General features: G+C 71.4%; 17 protein-coding genes and 5 tRNA genes. 9 read left to right on the top strand and 13 right to left on the bottom strand.

What is annotated here, in order from left to right:
• Positions 1–7 precede the first annotated feature (7 nt).
• Positions 8–1,075, top strand: coding sequence for a phosphoribosylformylglycinamidine cyclo-ligase (purM, locus tag ACFW3D_RS17795; RefSeq protein ID WP_500505080.1), 1,068 nt, complete (start codon positions 8–10; stop codon positions 1,073–1,075).
• A gap of 79 nt (positions 1,076–1,154) precedes the next feature.
• Here purM and ACFW3D_RS17790 read toward each other — a convergent pair whose 3' ends face one another.
• On the bottom strand, positions 1,155–1,418 hold the full coding sequence (locus ACFW3D_RS17790) for a DUF3073 domain-containing protein (RefSeq protein ID WP_018558402.1): 264 nt from the start codon (positions 1,416–1,418) through the stop codon (positions 1,155–1,157).
• Positions 1,419–1,852: 434 nt separating this feature from the next.
• Positions 1,853–2,959 (bottom strand): Leu/Phe/Val dehydrogenase, encoded by a 1,107-nt coding sequence (locus tag ACFW3D_RS17785; RefSeq protein ID WP_500505078.1) that lies wholly within the window; start codon positions 2,957–2,959, stop codon positions 1,853–1,855.
• Positions 2,960–3,132: 173 nt separating this feature from the next.
• Between ACFW3D_RS17785 and ACFW3D_RS17780 the strand changes: the two genes are divergently transcribed.
• Positions 3,133–3,987 carry a DUF8083 family protein gene (locus tag ACFW3D_RS17780; protein ID WP_500505077.1) on the top strand — a complete coding sequence of 285 codons (855 nt, stop codon included), beginning with the start codon at positions 3,133–3,135 and terminating at the stop codon, positions 3,985–3,987.
• 483 nt (positions 3,988–4,470) lie between these two features.
• Positions 4,471–4,677, top strand: a complete 207-nt coding sequence (gene bldC, locus ACFW3D_RS17775; RefSeq protein WP_003949541.1) for a developmental transcriptional regulator BldC — start codon at positions 4,471–4,473, stop codon at positions 4,675–4,677.
• A gap of 263 nt (positions 4,678–4,940) precedes the next feature.
• On the opposite strand, the gene ACFW3D_RS17770 is transcribed toward bldC, so the two are convergent.
• The 10 genes from ACFW3D_RS17770 to ACFW3D_RS17725 all read right to left on the bottom strand — a co-directional run bounded on the left by ACFW3D_RS17770 (position 4,941) and on the right by ACFW3D_RS17725 (position 13,218).
• Complete coding sequence (locus ACFW3D_RS17770) at positions 4,941–5,150, bottom strand: DUF6274 family protein (RefSeq protein WP_500505076.1); 210 nt, start codon at positions 5,148–5,150, stop codon at positions 4,941–4,943.
• A gap of 149 nt (positions 5,151–5,299) precedes the next feature.
• Positions 5,300–5,374: transfer RNA gene (locus ACFW3D_RS17765), tRNA-Asp, on the bottom strand.
• Between the two features lie 72 nt (positions 5,375–5,446).
• Entirely contained in the window at positions 5,447–9,364 is a 3,918-nt protein-coding gene (hrpA, locus tag ACFW3D_RS17760; protein ID WP_500505075.1) for an ATP-dependent RNA helicase HrpA, read from the bottom strand.
• 169 nt (positions 9,365–9,533) lie between these two features.
• Entirely contained in the window at positions 9,534–9,695 is a 162-nt protein-coding gene (locus ACFW3D_RS17755; RefSeq protein WP_500505074.1) for a hypothetical protein, read from the bottom strand.
• A 75-nt stretch (positions 9,696–9,770) separates the two neighbouring features.
• Positions 9,771–9,847, bottom strand: a tRNA-Phe gene (locus ACFW3D_RS17750).
• Between the two features lie 4 nt (positions 9,848–9,851).
• Positions 9,852–9,926 (bottom strand) — tRNA-Asp (locus ACFW3D_RS17745).
• A gap of 319 nt (positions 9,927–10,245) precedes the next feature.
• A tRNA-Glu gene (locus ACFW3D_RS17740) sits at positions 10,246–10,318 on the bottom strand.
• Between the two features lie 83 nt (positions 10,319–10,401).
• A complete protein-coding gene (locus ACFW3D_RS17735) occupies positions 10,402–11,973 on the bottom strand; it encodes a metallophosphoesterase (protein WP_500505073.1) in 1,572 nt (523 codons plus the stop codon).
• A gap of 81 nt (positions 11,974–12,054) precedes the next feature.
• Positions 12,055–12,405, bottom strand: coding sequence for a metallopeptidase family protein (locus tag ACFW3D_RS17730; protein WP_018558408.1), 351 nt, complete (start codon positions 12,403–12,405; stop codon positions 12,055–12,057).
• Between the two features lie 384 nt (positions 12,406–12,789).
• The gene (locus ACFW3D_RS17725; protein WP_500505072.1) at positions 12,790–13,218 is read right to left on the bottom strand and encodes a hypothetical protein; all 429 of its coding nucleotides are present in this window, start codon (positions 13,216–13,218) and stop codon (positions 12,790–12,792) included.
• A gap of 173 nt (positions 13,219–13,391) precedes the next feature.
• On the opposite strand from ACFW3D_RS17725, the gene ACFW3D_RS17720 reads away from it, so the two are divergent.
• The 6 genes from ACFW3D_RS17720 (at position 13,392) to ACFW3D_RS17695 (ending at position 22,639) form a co-directional block, all read left to right on the top strand.
• Positions 13,392–15,467, top strand: coding sequence for a DEAD/DEAH box helicase (locus ACFW3D_RS17720; protein WP_500505071.1), 2,076 nt, complete (start codon positions 13,392–13,394; stop codon positions 15,465–15,467).
• A gap of 318 nt (positions 15,468–15,785) precedes the next feature.
• Positions 15,786–18,887, top strand: a complete 3,102-nt coding sequence (locus ACFW3D_RS17715) for an FG-GAP-like repeat-containing protein (RefSeq protein ID WP_500505070.1) — start codon at positions 15,786–15,788, stop codon at positions 18,885–18,887.
• 267 nt (positions 18,888–19,154) lie between these two features.
• Complete coding sequence (locus ACFW3D_RS17710) at positions 19,155–20,699, top strand: amino acid permease (RefSeq protein WP_500505069.1); 1,545 nt, start codon at positions 19,155–19,157, stop codon at positions 20,697–20,699.
• An 89-nt stretch (positions 20,700–20,788) separates the two neighbouring features.
• A tRNA-Lys gene (locus ACFW3D_RS17705) sits at positions 20,789–20,861 on the top strand.
• 218 nt (positions 20,862–21,079) lie between these two features.
• On the top strand, positions 21,080–21,862 hold the full coding sequence (locus tag ACFW3D_RS17700) for a HEAT repeat domain-containing protein (protein ID WP_500505068.1): 783 nt from the start codon (positions 21,080–21,082) through the stop codon (positions 21,860–21,862).
• Positions 21,863–22,039: 177 nt separating this feature from the next.
• Positions 22,040–22,639 carry a DUF4352 domain-containing protein gene (locus tag ACFW3D_RS17695; protein ID WP_500505066.1) on the top strand — a complete coding sequence of 200 codons (600 nt, stop codon included), beginning with the start codon at positions 22,040–22,042 and terminating at the stop codon, positions 22,637–22,639.
• 102 nt (positions 22,640–22,741) lie between these two features.
• On the opposite strand, the gene ACFW3D_RS17690 is transcribed toward ACFW3D_RS17695, so the two are convergent.
• Positions 22,742–23,179, bottom strand: a complete 438-nt coding sequence (locus ACFW3D_RS17690; protein ID WP_500505064.1) for a hypothetical protein — start codon at positions 23,177–23,179, stop codon at positions 22,742–22,744.
• Between the last annotated feature and the right edge of the window lie 80 nt (positions 23,180–23,259).

Genomic DNA, 23,259 nt, shown 5'->3' with positions numbered 1-23,259 from the left:
CACAGCCATGTCCGAGAACACCGGTGCCAGCTACGCCGCGGCGGGAGTCGACATCGAGGCGGGCGACCGCGCGGTCGAGCTGATGAAGGAATGGGTGAAGAAGGCCACCCGCCCGGAGGTCGTGGGCGGTCTCGGCGGCTTCGCCGGCCTCTTCGACGCCTCCGCCCTCAAGCGGTACGAGCGGCCCCTGCTGGCCTCCGCCACCGACGGCGTGGGCACCAAGGTCGACATCGCCCGCCGCATGGGCGTCTACGACACCATCGGCCACGACCTGGTCGGCATGGTCGTCGACGACCTCGTCGTGTGCGGCGCCGAGCCGCTCTTCATGACCGACTACATCTGCGTCGGCAAGGTCTTCCCGGACCGGGTCGCGGCCATCGTCAAGGGCATCGCCGAGGGCTGCGTGCTCGCCGGCTGCGCCCTGGTCGGCGGCGAGACGGCGGAGCACCCGGGCCTGCTCGGCGAGGACGAGTTCGACGTCGCCGGCGCCGGTACGGGCGTCGTCGAGGCCGACCGGCTGCTGGGCGCGGATCGCATCCGTAAGGGTGACGTCGTGATCGCCATGGCCTCCTCCGGTCTTCACTCCAACGGGTACTCGCTCGTCCGGCACGTGCTGTTCGACCGGGCCGGCTGGGCGCTGGACCGGGAGGTGCCGGAGTTCGGCCGCACCCTCGGCGAGGAACTGCTGGAGCCGACCCGGATCTACTCGCTGGACTGCCTGGCGCTGACCCGCACGACCGAGGTGCACGGCTTCTCGCACGTCACCGGCGGCGGCCTGGCCAACAACCTGGCCCGGGTCGTCCCGGACCACCTGCACGCCACCGTGGACCGCTCGACGTGGACCCCGGGCGCGGTGTTCGGCACGGTCGGCGAACTGGGCGGCGTGGAACGGCTGGAGCTGGAGAAGACCCTCAACATGGGCGTCGGCATGGTCGCCGTGGTGCCCGGGGACTCGGTGGACGCGGCGCTGACGACGCTGGCCGACCGGGGTCTGGACGCCTGGGTGGCCGGCGAGGTCGTGGAGCGCGGCGAGCACGCCGAGGCCGTCGAGCTGACCGGGGACTACGCGGGCTGACCGGTGCGGACGGCACAAAGCCCGGTCCGGACGATGCCCGGACCGGGTCAGTGGTCAAGCTGGAACGGAATGTGTTGCGTCAAGCGCGACGGCGTTGCGAGGAGGACTGGGACTCGTCGTCCTCGTCGTCGTCCTCGTCGTCGCCGTAGAGATCCGCGTACCGTGCGTACGGGTCGTCTTCCAGCTCGTCGTCATCGTCGTCTTCCTGTACCTCCGGATTGACCGGCAGTGTCGACGATGCGCCCAGCTCTTCGGCCAGACGTGACAGGTCCGTACCGCCGCTGTTGTACTTCAGCTGGCGGGCGACCTTCGTCTGCTTGGCCTTGGCCCGGCCGCGCCCCATTGGCTCGACCCCCTCAACGGTGGGGCTCGACGGCCCCGAGTCTTGACACGCGTTCACGATGTGGAACGGGCCCTCGGGTGAGAGTCCCGGTCCGTAGGACTTCAACGGTACCTGCTTCCGAGGCCGCACGGTACGTCGCCCGCACGACGCGCGTCGGAGCAGGGGCCGTCGATGGCCCCGTCCTGGCTGGTCAGTCGCGATTTTACCTTCTTCCGCCACGGTCTGGCTGCCGGGGCGTGGTAACGGTCGGATGTCCGGCCCGCCGTCCTCGTCACGGAGGCCCGGCGGGGCCGCCCCGACACGAGAGGACGCGCGCACACCGTACGTCGGGGGCACCCCGCGGGTGTCCGCTTTGTGATGGAAGACACGCCCCCTGACCGCACGCGGATGGGGGGCGTGCCGGAGGGACCGCGGCCGTGCCGCGGTCCCGCGGGTCACGGACGCAGCCAGCTCTCCGCCGGGGTGCGCTCGGCCATGCGCTGCTCGGCCAGGCGGTCGGCGGCGGCGGCCGGCGGGATGCCGTCGGCGGCGGCGCGCTCGAAGATGGCGAGCGTGGTGTCGAAGATCTTCGTCGCCTTGGCGCGGGCCCGCTCGAAGTCGAAGCCGTGCAGCTCGTCCGCGACCTGGATCACGCCGCCCGCGTTCACGACGTAGTCGGGCGCGTACAGGATGCCGCGGTCGGCCAGGTCCTTCTCGACGCCGGGGTGGGCGAGTTGGTTGTTGGCCGCGCCGCAGACGATCGAGGCGGTGAGGGCCGGCACCGAGTCGTCGTTCAGGGCGCCGCCGAGCGCACAGGGCGCGTACACGTCCAGTGGCGTGCGGACCAGGACGTCAGCGTCGGAGACCGCGGTTACCTGCGGGTGACGGGAGGTGATCCGGTCGACGGCCTCGCCGCGAACATCGGTGATCACGACCTCGGCGCCGTCCTTGAGCAGGTGCTCCACCAGGTGGTGGCCGACCTTGCCGACACCGGCCACGCCGACCCTGCGGCCGCGCAGCGTGGGGTCGCCCCACTTGGCCTGGGCGGAGGCGCGCATGCCCTGAAAGACGCCCCAGGCGGTGAGCACGGAGGAGTCGCCGGCGCCGCCGTTCTCGGGCGAGCGGCCGGTGGTCCACTGGGGGGCGGTGCGGGAGACCACGTCCATGTCGGCCACGTAGGTGCCGACGTCGCAGGCCGTGACGTAGCGGCCGCCGAGCGAGGCGACGAAACGGCCGTAGGCCAGCAGCAGCTCCTCGGACTTGTCCATGTCCGGGTCGCCGATGATGACGGCCTTGCCGCCGCCGAGGTCGAGGCCGGCGAGCGCGTTCTTGTACGACATGCCGCGGGCGAGGTTGAGCGCGTCCTCGACCGCCGCCTCGTCGGACGGGTACGCGTGGAAGCGGGTGCCGCCGAGGGCCGGGCCCAGGGCGGTGGAGTGGATCGCGATGACGGCCTTGAGGCCACTGGCGCGGTCCTGGCACAAGACGACCTGCTCGTGCCCGCCCTGCTCCGATCGGAACAGCGTGGAGACGATGCCGGGTGTCTGACGTACGTCGGTCACTGTGGTGACTCCCGAATGTCCAGAGGTCGCCCTCCGGGTGGGTGGGGGAGGGCCGGTTGGCAGAAGACTAGAACCACCCGGCCCTGAACATCTTCCCAGTGTCGTGGATCACTCCCCGTGCCGGAAACGACGTGGGACGATGCCAGGGCGGAAGCCGTCACGAGGGAGCGGGTGTGGGCTTGTCATCGGTGCTGGTCCCGTACGCGGCGTATTTGCGGGTGTACGAGCCGCTGGCGGCCTTCCCGGAGCCCGACCGCGGCTACTGGTACCGGTACGCCGCCCAGGGCGCCGGGCGGACCGCACAGGACGAACTGCGGCAGTCGCTGGCCGGTCTGCTCTCCGTCCCGCCCCTCGCCGTCCCGGTCCGCGAGAGCGGTGAGGCCTTCGTGGCCGTCGTGGACGGCGTCACCCACGTCTGCCCCTGGCGCACCCGCCTGCGCGGCTGGCTGGCCCTGTCCGAACTGGTCGAGGAGTTCCCCGCCCCCGTGGTGGACGCGGTGCTGCCCAGGGCCGCGCGCGAGCAGGCGGAGGCCGACTTCGCGGCCTGGCGGACGGAGAAGCCCGAGAACGCCGACGCCCGGCCGTGGATCCGAGGGGCGACGTGGCACGTCCCGGTGCGCTGGTTCGCTCTGTTCGACGATTCCGAGCGGGAGTACGAACCCGCGGGCGCGGGCGAGTCGAAGCAGCCGGTGATGCGTTACCGGACGCCCATGGTGCAGGCCCGCCGGCGGACGGCCCGGGCGCTGCGGGTGCTCAAGGATTCACTCGAAGAGGGACCCCTGATCGACGGCCTGGTAGATGTAGGGCGTTGGCTGGAGGAGTTCCACCCGCGCTCCCTCGTCGAACTCGACTACGGGGGGCTGGTCCACGCCATCGCCCAGGACTCCCTCGCGGGGGACCGGTCCGCCGCCGACGTGGCGGAGGCGCTGGCCGCGCTGCGGGACGATGACGGCACCCGGGCCGGTGAGGCGTACGAGCGGCTCACGGACCGGTGGCGGGCCGTCAGGGAGCTCCAGTACGCGAGTTGAGGGTCCGTCGGAAGCCGGTCCGGGGGGAGGGACTTTGGTCCTGAGTCCGGCCGACCGGTACCTTTGGCCTAAGCGTGACCTAAAGCACGTTTAGGGGTCTTGCCCTTATCCCCACCCCCCATGACAATATGGGACATCGGGTCCGGAAGGACCTCTTTCCACTCGCTCTGGGTGGAATGTCCGGGATTGCATCCCCTTGAGGTGGGGCTGTGGCTCGTGGGTTGGCTGTGACTGATCGTCACTCAGGTGTGACTGTCCGTTATGGCCCGGTCCATCGGCTTCCGTCGAGCTTAGACACCTCAGAGGGCAAATCCATCGGTTTGGCCGACACGGCTGGACAGATGGTGTAGTTGTAGTGCCAAGGACAAGCCGTTCGTCCTATTACCGACTCGGCCCGCGTCCGCCATTTCGGGCAACGTGGGTCAAGGTGCAGAATTTAGAGGAAAGAACCGTGTTGGTTCGGTTCTCTCGAGGAGGCCGCTCATGACCGCTCGCACCCCTGATGCCGAGCCGCTGCTGACCCCCGCTGAGGTCGCCACGATGTTCCGCGTGGACCCGAAGACGGTCACGCGCTGGGCCAAGGCTGGCAAGCTCACGTCCATCCGCACGCTCGGCGGGCACCGCCGCTACCGCGAGGCGGAGGTCCGTGCACTGCTCGCGGGCATTCCGCAGCAGCGCAGCGAGGCCTGACCTGAACAAACGGACGTCCGCGCGGGGCCCCCAACCCGCCACGACGTCCGCTCCGAAGGGTCCCTGCCCCCATCAGGGAAGCCCGTAGGAACGTCGATCGCACCGGAGTCCGCCGGCTCCGGTGCGATCTTTTTTGTGCGTGTGATGTGTCCGTGTTGTGAGGACTGGGCCCTCTGTCGTGAGTGCAATTGCACATATTAAATTGACGGTCCCACAGGAGGCCCCAAGTTCCCCCAGAGCGGGAACTTTTCACGTGACTCCCGTCACATGCCGGAGTCTTGTTCCCCTCCGGGATCGTGCGGTAGTGGGACGGCCTCGCGACGCAGCGCCAGCCGCATCAGCCGGTGGCACACCGGGCAGTGCCGGGTGAGGTGCCGCCGCCCGCCCCCCGCCGCGGCCGCCAGGTGCGCGCGCAGCATCGCCCGCGTCACGTCCCGGGGCGTCGGGCCCGGGTCCCTCGGCGTCGCGCTCATGTGCCAGGCGTACCACGCCGGAACGGAGGGAGCCAGGGGACCCGTCCCCTCCGCAACCGCTCCCGGCCACTTCGGCCGCCGCACGCACGGCTCGCGGGGACAGCAAGAAGGCCCGCGTCCTTCGCTGGACACGGGCCTTGCATTTGCTGCGGTCCTGACGGGATTTGAACCCGCGGCCTCCACCTTGACAGGGTGGCGAGCACTCCAAACTGCTCCACAGGACCAGGTTTCGCGGCCGTCGTTCCTTGGCCGCGAGGAAGACTGTACAGCAGGTCAGAGGGTGATTGCGAACCCGATCAGCCCCAGGCTTCGTCGAGGGCCTTGAAGATGCGTTTGTCCGAGACCGGGAACGCCGTCCCGAGGGCGTGCGCGAAGTAGCTGACCCGCAGTTCCTCGATCATCCAGCGGATGTCGCGCACCCGTTCGGGGACGGGCCGGCCGGCGGGCTGGGCGGCCAGCAGTTCGGCGTACTCGGTCTGGATCTCCCGGACCTTCTCCATGCGCGTGGTGTCGCGTTGGACGCCCGTGGGCATCTGCTGCAGCCGCCGGTCGACGGCCACCAGGTAGCGGAGCAGGTCCGGCAGCCGGCGCACCCCCGTGGCGGCCACGAAACCGGGCCCCACGAGGGCTCCCAGCTGCTCCTTGACGTCCGCGAGGTTGGCCACCAGGGCGAGGCTCTGGGCGGCCTTGAGGCGGCGCTCACAGGCCTGCCAGGCGGCCAGCACCTGGCGCACCTGGGCGACCGTCCTGACGGTCAGCTCGACGAGGTCGGCGCGCACCGAGTCGTACAGCTTCCGGAAGGACTCCTCGTCCCAGGCCGGGCCGCCGTGCTCGGCGATGAGCCGGTCGGCGGCCGCGGTGACGCAGTCGTCGAACAGGGCGGCCACCGAGCCGTGCGGGCTGCGCGACAGCGCGAGCTTGTCCTGGTTGGACAGCCGGTCCGCGGCGAACTTCGCCGGGTTCGTGGGCACGTTCAGCAGGATCAGCCGGCGTGTGCCGCGCCACATCGCCGCTGCCTGCTCGGCCTCGGTGTCGAAGAGCTGCACGCCCACGCTCTCGCCCTCGTCGACCAGCGCCGGGTACGCCTTGACGGGCTGCCCGGACCGCCGCGTCTCGAAGGTGCGCGGCAGGGCGCCCACCGTCCACTGCTTCAGGCCCGTGCGCCGCTCGATGCCGATGGAGCCGGCGGCGTCGAAGGCCTTGCTGATCGCGGCCTTGGTCTTCGGCCGCAGCTGCAGCTTGAGCGCGTCGAGGTCCTTGTCCTCGGCCAGCTTGCGGCGGCGCTCGTCGGTCACCCGGAAGGTGATCTTCAGATGCTCCGGGACCCTGGCGAGGTCGAAGTCCTCGGCGGTGACGGGCACGCCCACCATCCGCTGCAGCTCCCGCGCCAGCGTCTCGGGCAGGGGGTCCTGCACGGGGACGACGCGGTCGAGGAAGGCCTTCGCGTAGTTCGGCGCCGGCACGTAGTGGCGGCGGATCGCCTTGGGCAGCGAGCGGATCAGCTCGGTGACGACGTCCTCCCGCAGGCCCGGGATCTGCCAGTCGAAGCCGTCCGGGGTGACCTGGTTGAGCACCTGCAGCGGGATGTGGACGGTCACGCCGTCCGCGTCAGCGCCAGGCTCGAACTGGTACGTCACACGGAACTTGAGCTTCCCCTGCCGCCAGGAGTCGGGGTAGTCGTCCTTGGTGACGGCCTCGGCGTTCTCGTTGATCAGCATGGAGTGCTCGAAATTGAGCAGCTCCGGCTCCTCGCGGCGCATGTGCTTCCACCACGAGTCGAAGTGCGCGCCGGACACGACGTGTTCGGGGACCAGGCGGTCGTAGAAGTCGAAGAGCGTCTCGTCGTCGACGAGGATGTCGCGGCGCCGCGCCCGGTGCTCCAGCTCCTCCACCTCGGCCAGCAGCTTGCGGTTGTCGTGGAAGAACTGGTGGTGGGTGCGCCAGTCGCCCTCGACGAGCGCGTTGCGGATGAACAGCTCGCGGCTGGTCTCCGGGTCGATCCTCCCGTAGTTGACCTTGCGGTCGGCGACGATCGGCACGCCGTACAGCGTCACCTTCTCGAAGGCCATGACCGCGGCCTGGTCCTTCTCCCAGTGCGGTTCGCTGTAGGACCGTTTCACCAGGTGCTGGGCGAGCGGCTCGATCCAGTCCGGCTCGATGCGGGCGTTGACCCGCGCCCACAGCCGCGAGGTCTCCACCAGCTCGGCCGACATGATCCACCGCGGCGGCTTCTTGAAGAGCGAGGAACCGGGGAAGACCGCGAACTTGGCGCTGCGGGCGCCCAGGTATTCGTTCTTGCTGTCGGTGTCCTTCAGGCCGACGTGCGAGAGCAGGCCGGCCAGCAGCGACTGGTGGACGTGCTGGAGGTTGACCTCGTGGTCGCCCTCGGCGAGGTGGATGCCCATCGTCTTGGCGACCGTGCGCAGCTGGCTGTAGATGTCCTGCCACTCGCGGATGCGCAGGTAGTTGAGGTACTCGGTGCGGCACATCCGGCGGAACGCGGAGGAGGACAGCGCCTTCTGCTGTTCGCGCACGTACCGCCACAGGTTGAGCAGCGCCATGAAGTCGCTGGTCTCGTCCGCGAAGCGGCGGTGCTTCTCGTCGGCCTGCTGCTGCTTTTCCTGGGGGCGTTCGCGCGGGTCCTGGATCGACAGGGCGGCCGCGATCACCATCACCTCGCGGACCACGCCGTTGCGCTCCGCCTCCAGCACCATGCGGGCCAGCCGCGGGTCCACCGGCAGCTGGGAGAGCTTGCGGCCGGTCTGCGTGAGCTTCTGCCCGTCGAGCGCGCCGAGCTCCTGCAGCAGCTGGACGCCGTCCTTGACGTTCCGGGCGTCCGGCGGGTCGATGAAGGGGAAGCGGGAGACGTCCCCGAGGCCGGCGGCGGTCATCTGCAGGATGACGGAGGCCAGGTTGGTGCGGAGGATCTCGGCGTCGGTGAACTCCGGGCGGGACAGGAAGTCGTCCTCGGAGTAGAGCCGGACGCAGATGCCGTCCGCGACACGGCCGCAGCGGCCCTTGCGCTGGTTGGCGCTGGCCTGGCTGATCGCCTCGATGGGCAGCCGCTGCACCTTGGTGCGGTGGCTGTAGCGGGAGATGCGGGCGAATCCCGTGTCGATCACGTACCGGATGCCGGGGACGGTGAGCGAGGTCTCCGCGACGTTGGTGGCCAGCACGATGCGGCGGCCCGTGCCGCGCTGGAACACCTTGTGCTGCTCGGCGGAGGACAGCCGCGCGTACAGCGGCAGGACCTCGGTGAGGCGCAGCTGCCTCTTGTTCAGGGCGTCGGCGGTGTCGCGGATCTCCCGCTCGCCGGAGAGGAAGACCAGGATGTCGCCCGGGCCCTCGGCCTGGAGCTCGTCGACCGCGTCGCAGATCGCGGTGATCTGGTCGCGGTCGTCGTCGTCGGCCTGCTCCGCGAGCAGCGGGCGGTAGCGCACCTCGACCGGATACGTGCGCCCGCTGACCTCGACGATCGGGGCGTCGCCGAAGTGCCGGGAGAAGCGCTCCGGGTCGATCGTCGCGGAGGTGATCACGACCTTGAGGTCGGGGCGGCGGGGCAGCAGCTGGGCGAGGTAGCCCAGGATGAAGTCGATGTTGAGGCTGCGCTCGTGGGCCTCGTCGATGATGATCGTGTCGTACTGGAGGAGCTCGCGGTCCGTCTGGATCTCGGCCAGCATGATGCCGTCCGTCATCAGCTTGACCAGTGTGCTGTCGCCGACCTGGTCGGTGAACCGGACCTTCCAGCCGACCGCCCCGCCCAGCGGGGTGCGCAGCTCCTCCGCCACGCGCTCGGCGACCGTGCGGGCCGCGATCCGGCGGGGCTGGGTGTGGCCGATCAGGCCGCGGACGCCGCGGCCCAGCTCCAGGCAGATCTTGGGGATCTGGGTCGTCTTGCCGGAGCCGGTCTCGCCGGCGACGATCACGACCTGGTGGTCGCGGATCGCCTCGAGGATCTCGTCCTTCTTCCGGCTGACCGGCAGCTGCCCGGGATAGCTGATCTCGGGTATGGCCGTGCGCCGCGCCTCGGTCTTCAGGGCGGCCTTGTCGATCTCCGCCCCGATCTCCGTCAGCACGGCCGAGCGGGCCTCGGGCTTGCGGATGCGGCGTGCGCCGTCCAGGCGACGGCCGAGGCGGTGCGCGTCGCGCAGGCTGAGCTCGGCCAGTCGGGCGCCGAGCTCGCCGAATGCGGGGGAGGGGGGCTGCGTAGACATACGCGTTCCAGCATCGCATCCGCCGCGCCCCACGGGCGAACGCATTACCGCCGGGCGTTGCCCGTCCCGTGGGCCCGGGCCGGCCCCGTGCGCGGGCGCGGCGGTGGTCTTCGTCACGGCGCCGGCACCGCGGCGTGACTCCGCGCCGCGTGACGTCAGTTGCCCCCGGTCACCAGGGGATCGGGCCGGGGGTGACCGAGGAGGTCCGCGGCGTGTGGCCGCGCCTGTCCCGGCCGAAGCCGCGGGCCGGCTCCGCGGCGCGCCGTTCGCCGTGGGCGTCCACCCGGTCGGCCCACGGCGAGGTGGTCCGGAGCCGGATGCGGGGCGGCACGGCACTGCACGTACCCGGCTCCCCGGTCGTCACCGGCAACGCGAAACCCCCGCCGAGGATCTCGACGGGGGTTGCTGGTGGCTGGGGCCGGGGTCGAACCGGCGACCTATCGCTTTTCAGGCGATCGCTCGTACCAACTGAGCTACCCAGCCAGCGCGGTCCTGACGGGATTTGAACCCGCGGCCTCCACCTTGACAGGGTGGCGAGCACTCCAAACTGCTCCACAGGACCTTGCTTTGCGCTGCGCGCGAGAGACAGTCTCCCACACGTTCGTGCGTGCTCCCAACGGGATTCGACCGCACTGTGCGAGGGACGGATCGCCGGACACCTGGCTTCCGGTCGGTGATTCTCGGTGACCGGTCGGACACGCACTGGCGGGCCGATCTCGCTGAATCAGCGTATCAGACCCCGGGTGCTGCCACGCACGTGTGACCTGCGGGCCTGTGGGGGTGAGGTGCCCGTCCGGACCCGGAAAACACAGAAGGCAGCGCCGCCGGAGAACCGGCCGCACTGCCAACGCGCATGGTCTGCGGGACGACGCAGACGTATGTGCCCCCAACGGGATTCGAACCCGTGCTACCGCCTTGAAAGGGCGGCGTCCTGGGCCACTAGACGATGAGGGCTGAATGGCCCGCCGGGCGGATCTTCGACACCGTCGGGACGCGTCAGCAGCATATGGGATGCGGGGGAGGATCGCCAAAACGGTTTACGGGCTGCTCGTCACCGTGGCGGAGGGCCTTCCCGCGGGCGTACCGGAGGGGGTGGCGGAGGGGGACGGCGAGCGGCCCGGCTCCACCTCCTCCGGGAGGTGGCGGGAGACCTCGGCGGTGGACAGCCCGAGCCCGCCGAGGGTGATCTCGTCCCAGGCCTGGAGGGCGTGGGTGTCCTGGTCCAGGTAGAGGACGGAGGCCTCCACCTTCTGCGGGGTGTCGCCCTCGACGGCGCGCAGTCCGCCGCCTCCGGTCGTGCCCTGCACCATCAGCCGGCTGCCCTGCTCCAGGACGCCGACGTCCCGGGTGTGGGTGTGCCCGGCGAGGATCAGCGGGACGAGCCCGTCCGTCTGGGCGGCGGCGATCGGGTTGTGGGCGACGGCGATGTCGACCTTGGCGCCCGTGGCGTTCTGCCGCCGGACGGCGTCGGCGAGCTTCTGCCCGGCCAGCCGTTCCGACGGGTCGCCGGCCGCCTCCACCGAGCGGTCCGGGGTGAACTGCGGGTCGCCGATGCCGGCGATGCGCAGCCCCTTGACGACCACCGACCGGCCGTCGTCGACCACGTGGGCGTTGGCGCGGGCGGCGACCGCGCGCTGGCTGTCCATGGAGTCGTGGTTCCCGCGGACGAAGACGTAGGGCGCGCCGAGGTCGGGGATGGCGGAGGTGAAGCCGTTCTCGGCGGCGGTGCCGTGGTCCATCAGGTCGCCGGTGTCGACGATCACGTCGATCTTGTACTCGGTGACGACGGACTCGATGATCTGCCAGGCCGCCGGGTTGAGGTGGATGTCCGAGACGTGCAGCACCCGCAGCGTGGTCGGGTCCGGGTTGTAGGCGGGCAGCGTGGACGTCGCGTCGTACAGCCGGGTCATGTTCGTCACCAGCCGGGCGAGTTCCTGCTGGTAGATGTCGAAGTCGCTGACGATGCTGCGTGCGTTGCCGACGACCGACGGGGCGCTGCTCAGCAGCCCGGAGAACCGGGGCTCCAGGACGCTGCGCGGGTTCCAGGTGCCGTACGCGGTGCCCGCGCAGGCCACCAGCACCGCGAGGGACAACCCGCCGGCGGCCAGGGCGCGGCGGGGCCTGCGGTAGACGGCGAGGCCGAGCGCGGTGGCTCCGGTCAGCGCGGCCACCGAGGACCGCAGCGCGAGTTCGGCCGTGCTGTGCTGCACGTCGGCGGTGACCTCGCTCTGCAGTCCGCTGATCCGTTCGGGGTGCCGTACGAGGGTCCGGGCCCGGTCGGGGTCGAGGGTGTCGACGTCGACGACCAGGCGCAGCGGGCCGTCGTGGCTGTCCAGCTGCAGGGAGCCCAGCGGGGAGACGTTGACCTCGGTGTCCCCGGTCCAGGACGGGTGCAGCGACATCCGGGTGTTCATCGGGCCGACCGGTTCCTCGATGCTGCCCAGCACCACCAGGCCGAGCCAGCCGCCCACCAGCGTCACCGCGAGCAGCCCGAGCGCGCCGAGGTACGGGCGGGCGGGGGAGGCGGGGAGCGAGGGGGCGGGCGGTGCTGCGGTGCGGCGGCGCCACAGGTCACGGATACGGGGCACACGAGATCGAACACGGACCATTGCCGACGTATGCCCCGGGCCGTCGCGCGGCATGCGCCGCCGGGCGGAGTCCCCCCGTGCGCCCGCGGGTGTGACCGGGACTCAGCCCCAGCCGAGTTCGTGCAGGCGCTCGTCCTCGATGCCGAAGTGGTGGGCCACCTCGTGGACGACGGTCGTGGCGACCTCCTCCACGATCTCCTCCTTCGTGCCGCACATGCGCAGGGTCGGGCCGCGGTAGATCGTGATCCGGTCGGGCAGGACGCCCGCGTACCACTCCCCGCGCTCGGTCAGCGGCGTCCCCTCGTACAGGCCCAGCAGTTCCGGGTCGGCGGGGTCGGGTTCGTCCTCGACGAAGACCGCCACGTTGTCCATGACGCGGGCCAGCTCGGGCGGGATCCGGTCCAGCGCGTCGCTGACCAGTTCCTCGAACGCTTCGCGTGACATCTCCAGCACACCGCCATTGTCCGGGACGGACGGCCGTTCGGGCAGCGTCCGACGCGGATTCCGGTGCCGGGAACGCGCCAAGGGGTCGCCGGGCGGGAGCCGTTCGGCGGCCCGCAGCGGGCAGGGCCGGCCGTCGCGCGGCAGCGCTCCCGCCCGTACGGGCGTGTCCCCGGGGGCCGTGAGCCCGTTGGGCAGCGCGGAACCCGATCCCGCGACGGCCGTCCGCGGACCCGTGGGACCCGTCTGCCCCACCCGTCCCGTCAGATCCATCAGAGGTGCCCCCGTGACCCCTGCCACCGCCCGCGCGCGTACGGCGGCCGTGCTGCTCCTGCCCGTGCTCGCCCTGGGCTCCGCGACCGGCTGCGTGAGCGTGGGCGGCGCGGGCGGCGGCGCTCAGCCGAAGGGTGCCTCCTCCGGTGTCGCCGGGGAGGCCGGCGGCGCCGGGGGGACGTGGCAGGACGGCGGCGTGGTGATGCCCGGCGCCGGCCCGGGCGGGGTGACGGGGCGGCCCGGGGCGCTCGGGCCCGGTGCCGGTTCGCCCTCGGTGTCGGCGGAGGAGTCGGTGCCGGGGCCGACGCAGGGCCCGGGGCGCTCCCCCAGCGCGAAGCCCTCGGGGCGCCCTTCGTCCTCGGGGCGGCCCTCGCAGTCCGCGCCCCCTTCGGACCGGCCGTCGGCGACGTCCTCGCCCGGCGACAGCTCCCCTCCGCCGTCCGGGGACGGCTCGCCCCAGCCCTCGCCGTCCAGCGCGCCCTCGGTGAACGGTGCCGCGTGGGGAGCGGGAGAGAGAGGAGCATGAGGGACCGAGGGGACCGAATTGGCCAAAGCGGTCTCGTATGCGTATGCTGGCAGATCGTTTGATCCCACTGCCCGGCGCCGAACCGAAGCGCGCCGCGTTGGCGCGTTCCTTTTCTCCTGTGGCTGACCGCATCGAGGCGGTTGTAAGCAACCTCCGGAGCTGGCGCGTGCCGAAATCTCCGAGAGGTTTTAGCTTCAGCATGTCTATTGACACTGCCGACCGTTCCGCCATGCCCATCGACACCGACGGCGCCGACGAGGCCGTCACCGAGGAGCAGACCGCTCCCGAGACCCCCACCGTGACCTTCGGCGACCTCGGCCTGCCCGAGGCCATCGTCCGCAAGCTGGCGCAGAACGGGGTCACCACCCCCTTCCCGATCCAGGCGGCGACGATCCCCGACGCCCTGGCCGGCAGCGACATCCTCGGCCGCGGCCGCACCGGCTCCGGCAAGACCCTCTCCTTCGGTCTGCCGCTGCTCACCTCCCTGGCCGAGGGCCACACCGAGCGCAAGCGTCCGCGCGGTGTGATCCTCACCCCGACCCGCGAGCTGGCAATGCAGGTCGCGGACGCGCTGCAGCCGTACGGTGACGTGCTCGGCCTGAAGATGAAGGTCGTCTGCGGCGGCACCTCCATGCAGAACCAGATCTACGCCCTGGAGCGCGGTGTCGACATCCTCGTCGCCACCCCGGGCCGGCTGCGCGACCTGATCGAGCGCGGCGCCTGCTCGCTGGACCAGGTGCGGATCGCCGTCCTCGACGAGGCCGACCAGATGGCCGACATGGGCTTCCTGCCCGAGGTCACCGAGATCCTCGACCTGATCCCGCAGGGCGGCCAGCGGCTGCTGTTCTCCGCCACGCTGGAGAACGAGATCGACACGCTGGTCAAGCGGTACCTGAAGGACCCGATCACGCACGAGGTCGACCCCTCGGCGGGCGCGGTCACCACGATGACCCACCACGTCCTGGTCGTGAAGCCCAAGGACAAGGCCCCGGTCACCGCCGCCATCGCCGCCCGCAAGGGCCGCACCATCATCTTCGTCCGCACCCAGATGGGTGCCGACCGCGTCGCCGAGCAGCTGCGCGACGCGGGCGTCAAGGCCGACGCCCTGCACGGCGGCATGACCCAGGGCGCCCGTACCCGCACGCTGGCGGACTTCAAGGACGGTTACGTCAACGTCCTCGTCGCCACCGACGTCGCGGCCCGCGGCATCCACGTGGACGGCATCGACCTGGTCCTCAACGTGGACCCGGCCGGCGACCACAAGGACTACCTGCACCGCTCGGGCCGTACCGCCCGCGCCGGCCAGTCCGGCACGGTCGTCTCGCTCGCCCTGCCGCACCAGCGCAAGCAGATCTTCCGGCTGATGGAGGACGCGGGCGTCGACGCCTCGCGCCACGTCGTCGGCGGGGCCGGGGCGTTCGACGAGGACGTGGCCAAGATCACCGGTGCCCGGTCGCTGACCGAGGTGCAGGCGGACGCCGCGGGCAACGCCGCCCAGCAGGCCGAGCGCGAGGTCGCCGACCTCACCAAGTCCCTGGAGCGCGCGCAGCGTCGGGCCGCCGAACTGCGTGACGAGGCCGACCGCCTCACCGCCCGCGCCGCCCGTGAGCGTGGCGAGGACCCGGAGGCCGCCGTGGCCGCCGCCCAGGCCGAGGCCGCCGAGGCGGTCGCCGCCGCGGCGACCGTCCCCGCCCCGGCCGCGGAGGCGTCCGCGCCGGAGCAGCGCACCTTCCAGCGCCGCGACGACCGGGGCAACTACGAGCGCCGCCGCGACGACCGCCCGTCCTTCCGTGACCGGGACCGCGGTGAGCGCGGCGACCGTGGTGACCGCGGGTACGAGCGCCGTGACGACCGTCCGTCGTTCAACCGCGAGCGCCGTGACGACCGCCCGTCGTTCAACCGGGACCGCCGCGACGAGCGTCCGTCCTTCAACCGGGACCGCCGTGACGACCGCCCGTCCTTCAACCGCGACCGCCGCGACGAGCGTCCGTCCTTCAACCGCGACCGTGACCGTGACCGTGGTTTCGACCGTCGCGACGACCGCCCCGCGCGTTCGTACGACCGCCGCGACGAGCGGCCGGCGCGCTCCCACGAGTCCCGTGACCGCCACTTCGGTGGCGACCGTCCCTTCAACCGGGACCGCCGCGACGACCGCCCGGGGTTCAACCGCGACCGTGACGCCAACGACCGCCGCCCGTACGGCCGTCGTGACGACCACCGCCCCGGCGGCTTCGACCGCCGTACGGACAAGCCGCGCTGGAAGCGCAACGGCTGACCCCAGGTGAACGGAAAGAGCCCGGCAGATGCACATCGTCTGCCGGGCTCTTTCGTGTCCTTGATCGCCTATCGCGTCTTGTGGGCCCGCTGTTAGCCTCCCTCCGATTGCGTGGGGGCGTACGCGGCGGTCGGGGGGATCCGGCGGCGCGCGGTGCCGTGACGTCGAGGACGTCCGCGCCCGGCGGCCCGCCGCGCCATCCGTGACCAGGGGAGCAGACGACAGGCGCAGCGCGCCGTCGTTTCCACCCGCGCCCCCCGTGCCGGCCCGCCCGGACACACGGGCGTCCTCCGACGCCGGACAGGATGAGACGACGACATGAGCAGAACAATGGGGTCCCGGGGATCAAGGGCGATCGCCACGGCGGTGGTGTTCGCCGTCACCGCCCTTCCCGCCGTGGTGCCGCCGACGGCCGTGGCGGACGGCAACTCCCCGGTGGAGTCCGTCCTTTCGCCCGGCAGCCGGTATGTGCCGCGCACCGAGACCCTCGTGACCGCCGGCCCCACGGGGTACCTGCACCAGCAGGAGGGCACCTCCGGGTACCTGTGGACGGACTACGGCACGGGAACCACGACGCCCTCGCTCTCCTCCGTGGTCAACGGGGCACGCTTCAACTCCGGCCTCTACGCGTTGCCGCCCACGGCCGGACACGGCGTCCTCGTGCACGACCTGGCGACCGGCACCGACACGGCGGCCATCCCCCTCCCGGAGGGTCAGAAGTGGTCCGGGGCCTTCGGCGAGTCCACCGCCGTCACCTACGAGACCTCGGCCTCCGGTGCCGTGACCGGGCTGCACCTGCTGCGTCGGTCCGAGGACGGGGTGACCGATGTGCCGCTGCCCGCGGAGGGCCTGCTGCAGGGCACCGCTCCCAGCGTGGTCGGTGTCGCCGCCCAGGACCGGCAGGGTGCCGTCCTCACCCTGGCAGGCGGCTCGTACGGGGTGCGCCTCGTGCTCGTGGACTTCGCAGCGGGTACCGCCCGCGAAGTCTTCGCCTCGCTGGGGGTCGGCGCCAACGACGTGGCCCTCTCCGGTGACAAGGTGCTCGGCCGCCCGACGGGCCGGCTCACCGCGTACACCGTCCCGCGTGCCGAGCCCACCGCGGCTCCCACGCAGACCGCGATCCCGGCGCTCACCGGTGTCACGACGCAGCCACCGGTCACCCTGGCCCTGGCCGGCGACTGGATCCTGGTCGCCCGCAGCGAATCGCGGCCCGCGGAGGAGCCCGGTGAGGAACTCTCGGCCGTGCGCATCGGCGGCGGGGCGTCCCGCACACTGCTGAAGTACGCCGTGAACCGCTTCGCGGCCGCCCCGGACGGAGGCGTCCTCGTCGCGGGCGGCGGCGGTTCCGCCGACTGGGCGGTCCGCCGGATCACCGCGTCCGCCGCGGAGGTTCCGGTGGTCACGACGATCGCTCCCGTGGCGCCGGTGCCCGCCGTCGTCGACGGTCTGGCCCTCGGCGGCGGCCGGCTGTCCGTCGCCTCCGTCGCCGACTCCTCCATACGCACCCTGTACGACTACGACCTCGCGCTGACCGGCGCTCCCGAGCCGGGCCCGCGCACGCGGCGTTCCGTTCTGCACACCTGGTACCAGCCCTGCCAGTCCGGTTCCGACTGCATCGAGCTCCACGCTCAGGGCAATGGCCGTACCTCGTACTCCTCCGGCGGGTTCGTGGAGTCGCCGATCGACAGCACGTCGCGGGAAGTGGTTTCGCTGCCGCACGCGAACAACCGGGTCATCGACTCCTCCGGCCGGTACACCGTGATCAACGACGGCAGCGCCGCCACGCAGTACGTCGGCGACTTCGGGGACCACACCGAGACCAACGTCATCAACACCCGCACCAAGACCGCCGCATCCGTCTGGGGCGTCAACCTGTGGAAGCCCGGCCGAACGGCCGGCAGCGTGAACTCCTACGACCTGACGACGAAGAAGACCTCGGCCGACATCCCCATCGCCTCGGGCTGCACGCCGCAGGAGCTGCAGGTGGTGGGCCGCTGGCTGTACTGGTCCTGCGGCCCCACCGCCAAGGCGGGCGTGTGGGACCTGACGGCGAAGAAGAACATCGCCGTGCCGTCCGGCGAGGCGCTGCTCGGCGACGGTTTCCTGGTCCGCCACGACCGCGCGGCGGGCAGGCTGCTGCTGACCGACTTCCACAAGGGCGCGGGCACGACCGCGGTCACCTCGGTGTTCGCGGATCTGCCCGTCGGCCCTCTGGCCTCCGACCGAGGGATCACCTGGACGGTCGACCGGTTCGGCGGCGACGTCGCCTATGTGGACGCCGGCCAGCGGGTGCACGTCGCGCGGGTGGCCGTGCCGCGCTCGCCGGTGACGGTCCTCGACTCGCGCGTGGACGACTACACCAACCTGAACTACCCCTCGGAGACCCAGAACGTCTGGCACGGGTCGTGGCTGCTGTCCCGGCCGCCGGTGGCCTGGACCCTCGCCTTCCGCAGCGCGGCGGGCAAGACCGTACGGACGATCCGCGGCACGGCCCACCAGGGCGCTCAGGTCACCACGACGTGGAACGCCAAGGACGACCGCGGCCAGGTCGCCCCGGGCGGCCGGTACACATGGACGCTGGCGGCCGACCCGGGCGACGGCAGCGGATCCCGCACGGTCCGCACCGGCACCACGCAGCTGGCCGGCGGCAAGAGCGCATGGCGCGACTTCGACGGCGACGGTGTGGGCGAGTTGGTCGCCCTCTCGAACTCCGGCCTGTTGCGGTACGACACCTTCGGCACGTCCGGCGGCGATCTGTGGACCACCAGCTCCCGGGGCTGGGACACCGGTTACCGCTTCGTGCCTTTCGGCGACCTCGACGGCGACGGCTGCGCGGACACGCTGGTGCGGAACAACGCCGGTCAGCTCTTCCGGTTCAGCGCCAAGTGTGCGGGCGCCATCGACAAGACCAGCCCCAAGCTCCTGCTGGGCTCGGGATTCAACGCGTACAACGTGCTGACGAGTCCCGGGGACGTGACGGGCGACGGCCGCGCGGACCTGCTGGCCCGGAAGACCTCGACCTCCGACGTCTATCTCTTCGCCGCGACCAGCGCCGGCAAGCTGGCGGCCGGGAAGAAGGTCTTCAACCACTGGAGCGGGCAGAAGAAGATCCTCGGCGCGGGCGACCTCAACGGGGACGGCAGCGGCGACCTTCTGATCCAGGACGGGTCGAACGAGGTGTGGCGCTACAACGGCGACGGCAAGGGCGGCTTCAAGGCGCGCGTCCTGGTCTTCAGGGACTGGGGCGCCGATTACAACGCGGTCATCGGCATCGGTGACCTGAACGGCGACGGCCGGATGGACCTGCTGTCGCGGGACACCGGCAACCGGATGTGGCTCAACCGGGGCGACGGAAAGGGTTCCTTCGGGGCCCGGACGAGGGTGTGGGACGGTTACAGCGGCTACCGGGCGCTGTCCTGATCCGCCGCACGGACTCGTCGCCTTCGTCCGCCCCGGCCGGCGCCGCCGGCTGACCGTTCCGTCCCTCGCCGGTCACGGCGCGGGTCAGGGTGGGGGGAGTCGACGGGATCGGCATCCCGGCCCGCATCCGCGGCGATGGTGCTCGTAAGGCCCGAGGGGCTCGGCGTCGGCCGGAACGGGTCTTCCGGGCCCGTCCCGGAAAAATACGGTCGATTTCGGCCACTGACCGAGGCATGCCATGCCCCCGGCGAGGGAATCGCTGGGGGCATGACAATTCCCAAAGGCCCGGACGAGGCCGCCAGACCTCCGGGCGCGGTCTCCGACGAGGAACGCCTCCGCCAGCTCGGTTACACCCAGGTGCTGGCCCGCCGGATGTCCGCGTTCTCCAACTTCGCGGTCTCCTTCACCATCATCTCGGTCCTCTCCGGCTGCCTCACCCTCTACGCCTTCGGCATGAACACCGGCGGCCCGGCCGTGATCACCTGGGGCTGGCTGGTCGTCGGCCTCATGACGCTGGTCGTCGGCCTGGCGATGGCCGAGATCTGCTCCTCGTACCCCACCTCCGCCGGCCTGTACTACTGGGCCCACCGGCTCGCCCCGCCGCGCAGCGCCGCCGCGTGGGCCTGGTTCGCGGGCTGGTTCAACGTGCTCGGCCAGGTCGCCGTCACCGCCGGCATCGACTTCGGCGCCGCGAGCTTCCTCAACGCCTACCTGGACCTGCAGTTCGGCTTCAGCAGCACCCCGGGCCACACGATCGTGCTGTTCGCCGCGATCCTGGTGCTGCACGGACTGCTCAACACCTTCGGCGTCCGCATCGTCGCGCTCCTCAACGACATCAGCGTCTGGTGGCACGTGCTCGGCGTCGGCCTGATCGTCGGCGCGCTCGCCTTCGTGCCGGACCGGCACCAGTCGACGTCGTTCGTCTTCACGCACTTCGTCAACAACACCGGCTGGGGCAGCAGCTTCTATGTGGTCCTGCTCGGCCTGCTGATGGCGCAGTACACCTTCACCGGCTACGACGCCTCCGCCCACATGACCGAGGAGACCCACGACGCCGCCACCGCCGGGCCGCGCGGCATCGTCCGCTCCATCTGGATCTCCTGGATCGCGGGCTTCGTGCTGCTGCTCGGCTTCACGTACGCGATCCGGTCCTACGACGAGGTCCTCGGCACGCCGACCGGCGTCCCCCCGGCGCAGATCCTCATCGACGGCCTCGGCGACGTCGGCGGCAAGCTCCTGCTGCTCGTCGTGATCGGCGCCCAGCTCTTCTGCGGGATGGCCTCCGTCACCGCCAACAGCCGCATGATCTACGCCTTCTCGCGCGACGGGGCGCTGCCCTTCTCCGCGGTCTGGCACCGCATCAACCCGCGCACCAGGACCCCCACCAACGCCGTCTGGCTGGCCGCGTTCGGCGCGCTCGTCCTCGGCCTGCCGTACCTGATCAACCTGACCGCGTACGCCGCCGTGACCTCGATCGCCGTCATCGGCCTCTACATCGCGTACGTCATCCCGACGTTCCTGCGCCTCGGCAAGGGCGACGACTTCGAGCGCGGCCCCTGGCACCTCGGCCGCTGGTCCCGCCCGATCGGCGTCATCGCCGTGTCGTGGGTCGCCTTCATCACCGTGCTCTTCATGCTGCCCCAGGTGAGCCCGGTCACGGTCGACACGTTCAACTACGCACCGATCGCCGTCCTGGTCGTTCTCGGCTTCGCCGCGACATGGTGGTTCGTCTCGGCCCGCCACTGGTTCCTCCGCGACCGGGGCCCCGCCGCCGAGGTCCCCGCACCCGCCCCGGCCGACACCTCCGGCTGACCGTTCCGCCCCCTCGCCGGCGGCGGCCGCGCCGCACGGGCCGAATGCGCTCGGAGCCACGGCCGCCGTCCGGCTATGCTGCGGGGTGCGGGCCGTTAGCTCAATTGGCAGAGCAGTGGACTTTTAATCCATTGGTTGTGGGTTCGAGTCCCACACGGCCTACCGAAAGCCCCCTGGTCGGAGTGCATCCGGCCAGGGGGCTGAGGTGTTCTCGGGGCTCTGGGGACCGGTAGTTCGGCCCGGGCCCGGCCGAAGTGAAGAGGATCACGCCCGCACGGCCGCTACTCCGGCGCGCCCTCAGCGAGCTGTTCGAGGCTGCCCGCCTGCCGTGCCGCTCGTGGCCGGCGCCGCTGGCACCACCCACCCGTAGGGTCGGCGGCGTGACCGGGGCGGGTCGGGCACAGGGCGGGACGGAGTGTGCGGCGCTGCGCCGCGCGCTGGGTGAGTTGGACGCGTGGCTCGACGCGGACGCCGGGCGCGGGCCCCGAAGATGGCATCGGTGCGACCCGCTGGTCGAGCAACTCCGGACGCCGGCGGCGGCGTTCCTGCGGCCGGAGCTGGAGCGGCGGCTCGCCCGTTACGTCGAGGCGGACGATTCCTTCGCGCGGGATGAGATCGCCCACGTCCTGGCCGGTGCATGTGGACCGGACGCGCTGCCCGCTCTGCTGCGCGCGATGGTGAGCGACCGCAACGAGGACGGGGACACCCTCCAGAGCGACGTCGCCGAACTCTTCCTGGAGTGGCCCGGGACCGCGCTCGCTCTGACCTTGGAGCACGTCGCGTCCGACGACCCCGGAACGCGGAGAGTCGGCCTGTGGGGTCTGTGCAGCGTCGACGACTTCGGGCGCGAGCACCTCGGGCTGGTCGCCGACGCGGCTTCCGACCCCGACCCCGGGGTGCGCGCCCATGTGATGCGCACTCTCGGCACCCTCTTCGGCTTGGGCGATCCCTCACGGGCCCAGGCCATCCTGATCACCGGCACCTTCGATGCCGCGCCCGAAGTCCGCAGAGAAGCCGTGGGGGCGCTCCACGCCTGGATGCTGTCCCGAAGCGCGGCTCCGGAGGCCCGGGCCGCGCTCGAACGGCTCACCGCGGATGAGGACGCGGACGTACGCGACGCCGCGCGCGAAGGTCTGGCTCCGCCGGTCGCGAGGTGGCCCTGACCTCGCGCACCGAGCGCGCGGGCGTGCGCGCGGCGCGGGCCGCCCGGCCGGCGCATCCTGGGCTCGTCACTGACGTGTCACGACACAGTCACTGTGCCTGTAAACCGCGTTCACAACATCAAAGGCGTGGCATGCTCGTTTTCACCAACCCGCATATGCCATCCCTGGGGGGACGAAATGCACGCCAAGTTCGCCATGCCCATCGCGGCCGTAGCCATCCTCGCCGCCGGCCTGACCGCCTGCACCGGGCCGACGACCGTCAGCACCAAGCCCGTTGCGACCAAGGCCGCCGGCAAGGGCGGGAGCAGCGGCAAGTCCGCGAAGCCCGCGGACAAGAAGTCCGCGGACAAGCGGGAGAAGGAGGCCGGGATCGGCGACACCATCAGCCTGCACGGCATGGACGACGGCTCCCGGATCGACGTCACCCTGGTCAAGTGGGTCGACCCGGCCAAGAGCAGCGACGAGTTCATGGCCCCGGAGAAGGGCAAGCGGTGGGTCGCCGCCCAGCTCCGCCTGACCAACACCGGCACCGCCGTCTACTCCGACAGCCCTGGCAACGGACTCACCGTCACCGACGGCGACGGCCAGCAGTTCCAGACCACTTTCGGGGAAGTGACCGCCGGCCCCGCGATGTCCAGCGACCTGCGCCTGACCAAGGGTGCGAAGGGCCTCGGCTGGGTCGTCTTCGAGGTCCCCAAGGCGTCGAAGATCACCAAGCTGCAGATGGCCCTCGACAGCGGCTTCGCCGACGAGACCGGCCAGTGGAACATCAAGTAGTCACCCGGTGAGCCCGCCGCGCGCGTAGCGCCCGGCGCGGGGCCCCCGCCCGGATGTGTTCCGGACGGGGGCCCGGGGCGTTCCGGGGCGCGGGACGGCGGGTCAGGCGCCGCAGAACTTGAGGCGCTTCAGGGCGTCGTTGATGGCCTTGCCCTGGGCCTCGGTCAGCGCGTTGCCGTGGTACGTGAAGCGCTTGCTGGCCTCCGCGTCCGCCTGGGGGTCGTTGCTGTTGATGACGCCGCACTGCTCGCGGGCGGCGGCGATGGCCTTGTCGGGGTCCTTGGCGAAGTCGGGGTTGACGGCCTGCAGGGCCGCGATGAGCGCGGCTCGCTCGGCCCCCGTGGGGACGGCCGGGAGCCCGGCGTCGGCCAGGGCGTCGTCCTGGGCGGTCTGGTCGTTCTGGTCGGTCCGGGCCGCCAGGGACTGGGAGGGCGCGGCTTCGGGTGCCGTGGCGGTGGTGTCGGCGGAGGAGCCGCAGCCGGCAAGGGCCGGCCCGGTGACGGCGATCAGCAACGCGGTTGCGGCGATGTGTGTGCGCATGTCGGGATTATTGCGTTTCGCCCCGCCTTATGTGGTGGAGGCGGTACGCGGCAGCGGTGTGACATCCGAGAGGGCCCGCC

It is taken from the genome of Streptomyces sp. NPDC058864, assembly GCF_042742985.1.
Taxonomy (GTDB): domain Bacteria; phylum Actinomycetota; class Actinomycetes; order Streptomycetales; family Streptomycetaceae; genus Actinacidiphila.
This window is presented reverse-complemented; position numbering and strand designations above follow the sequence as displayed.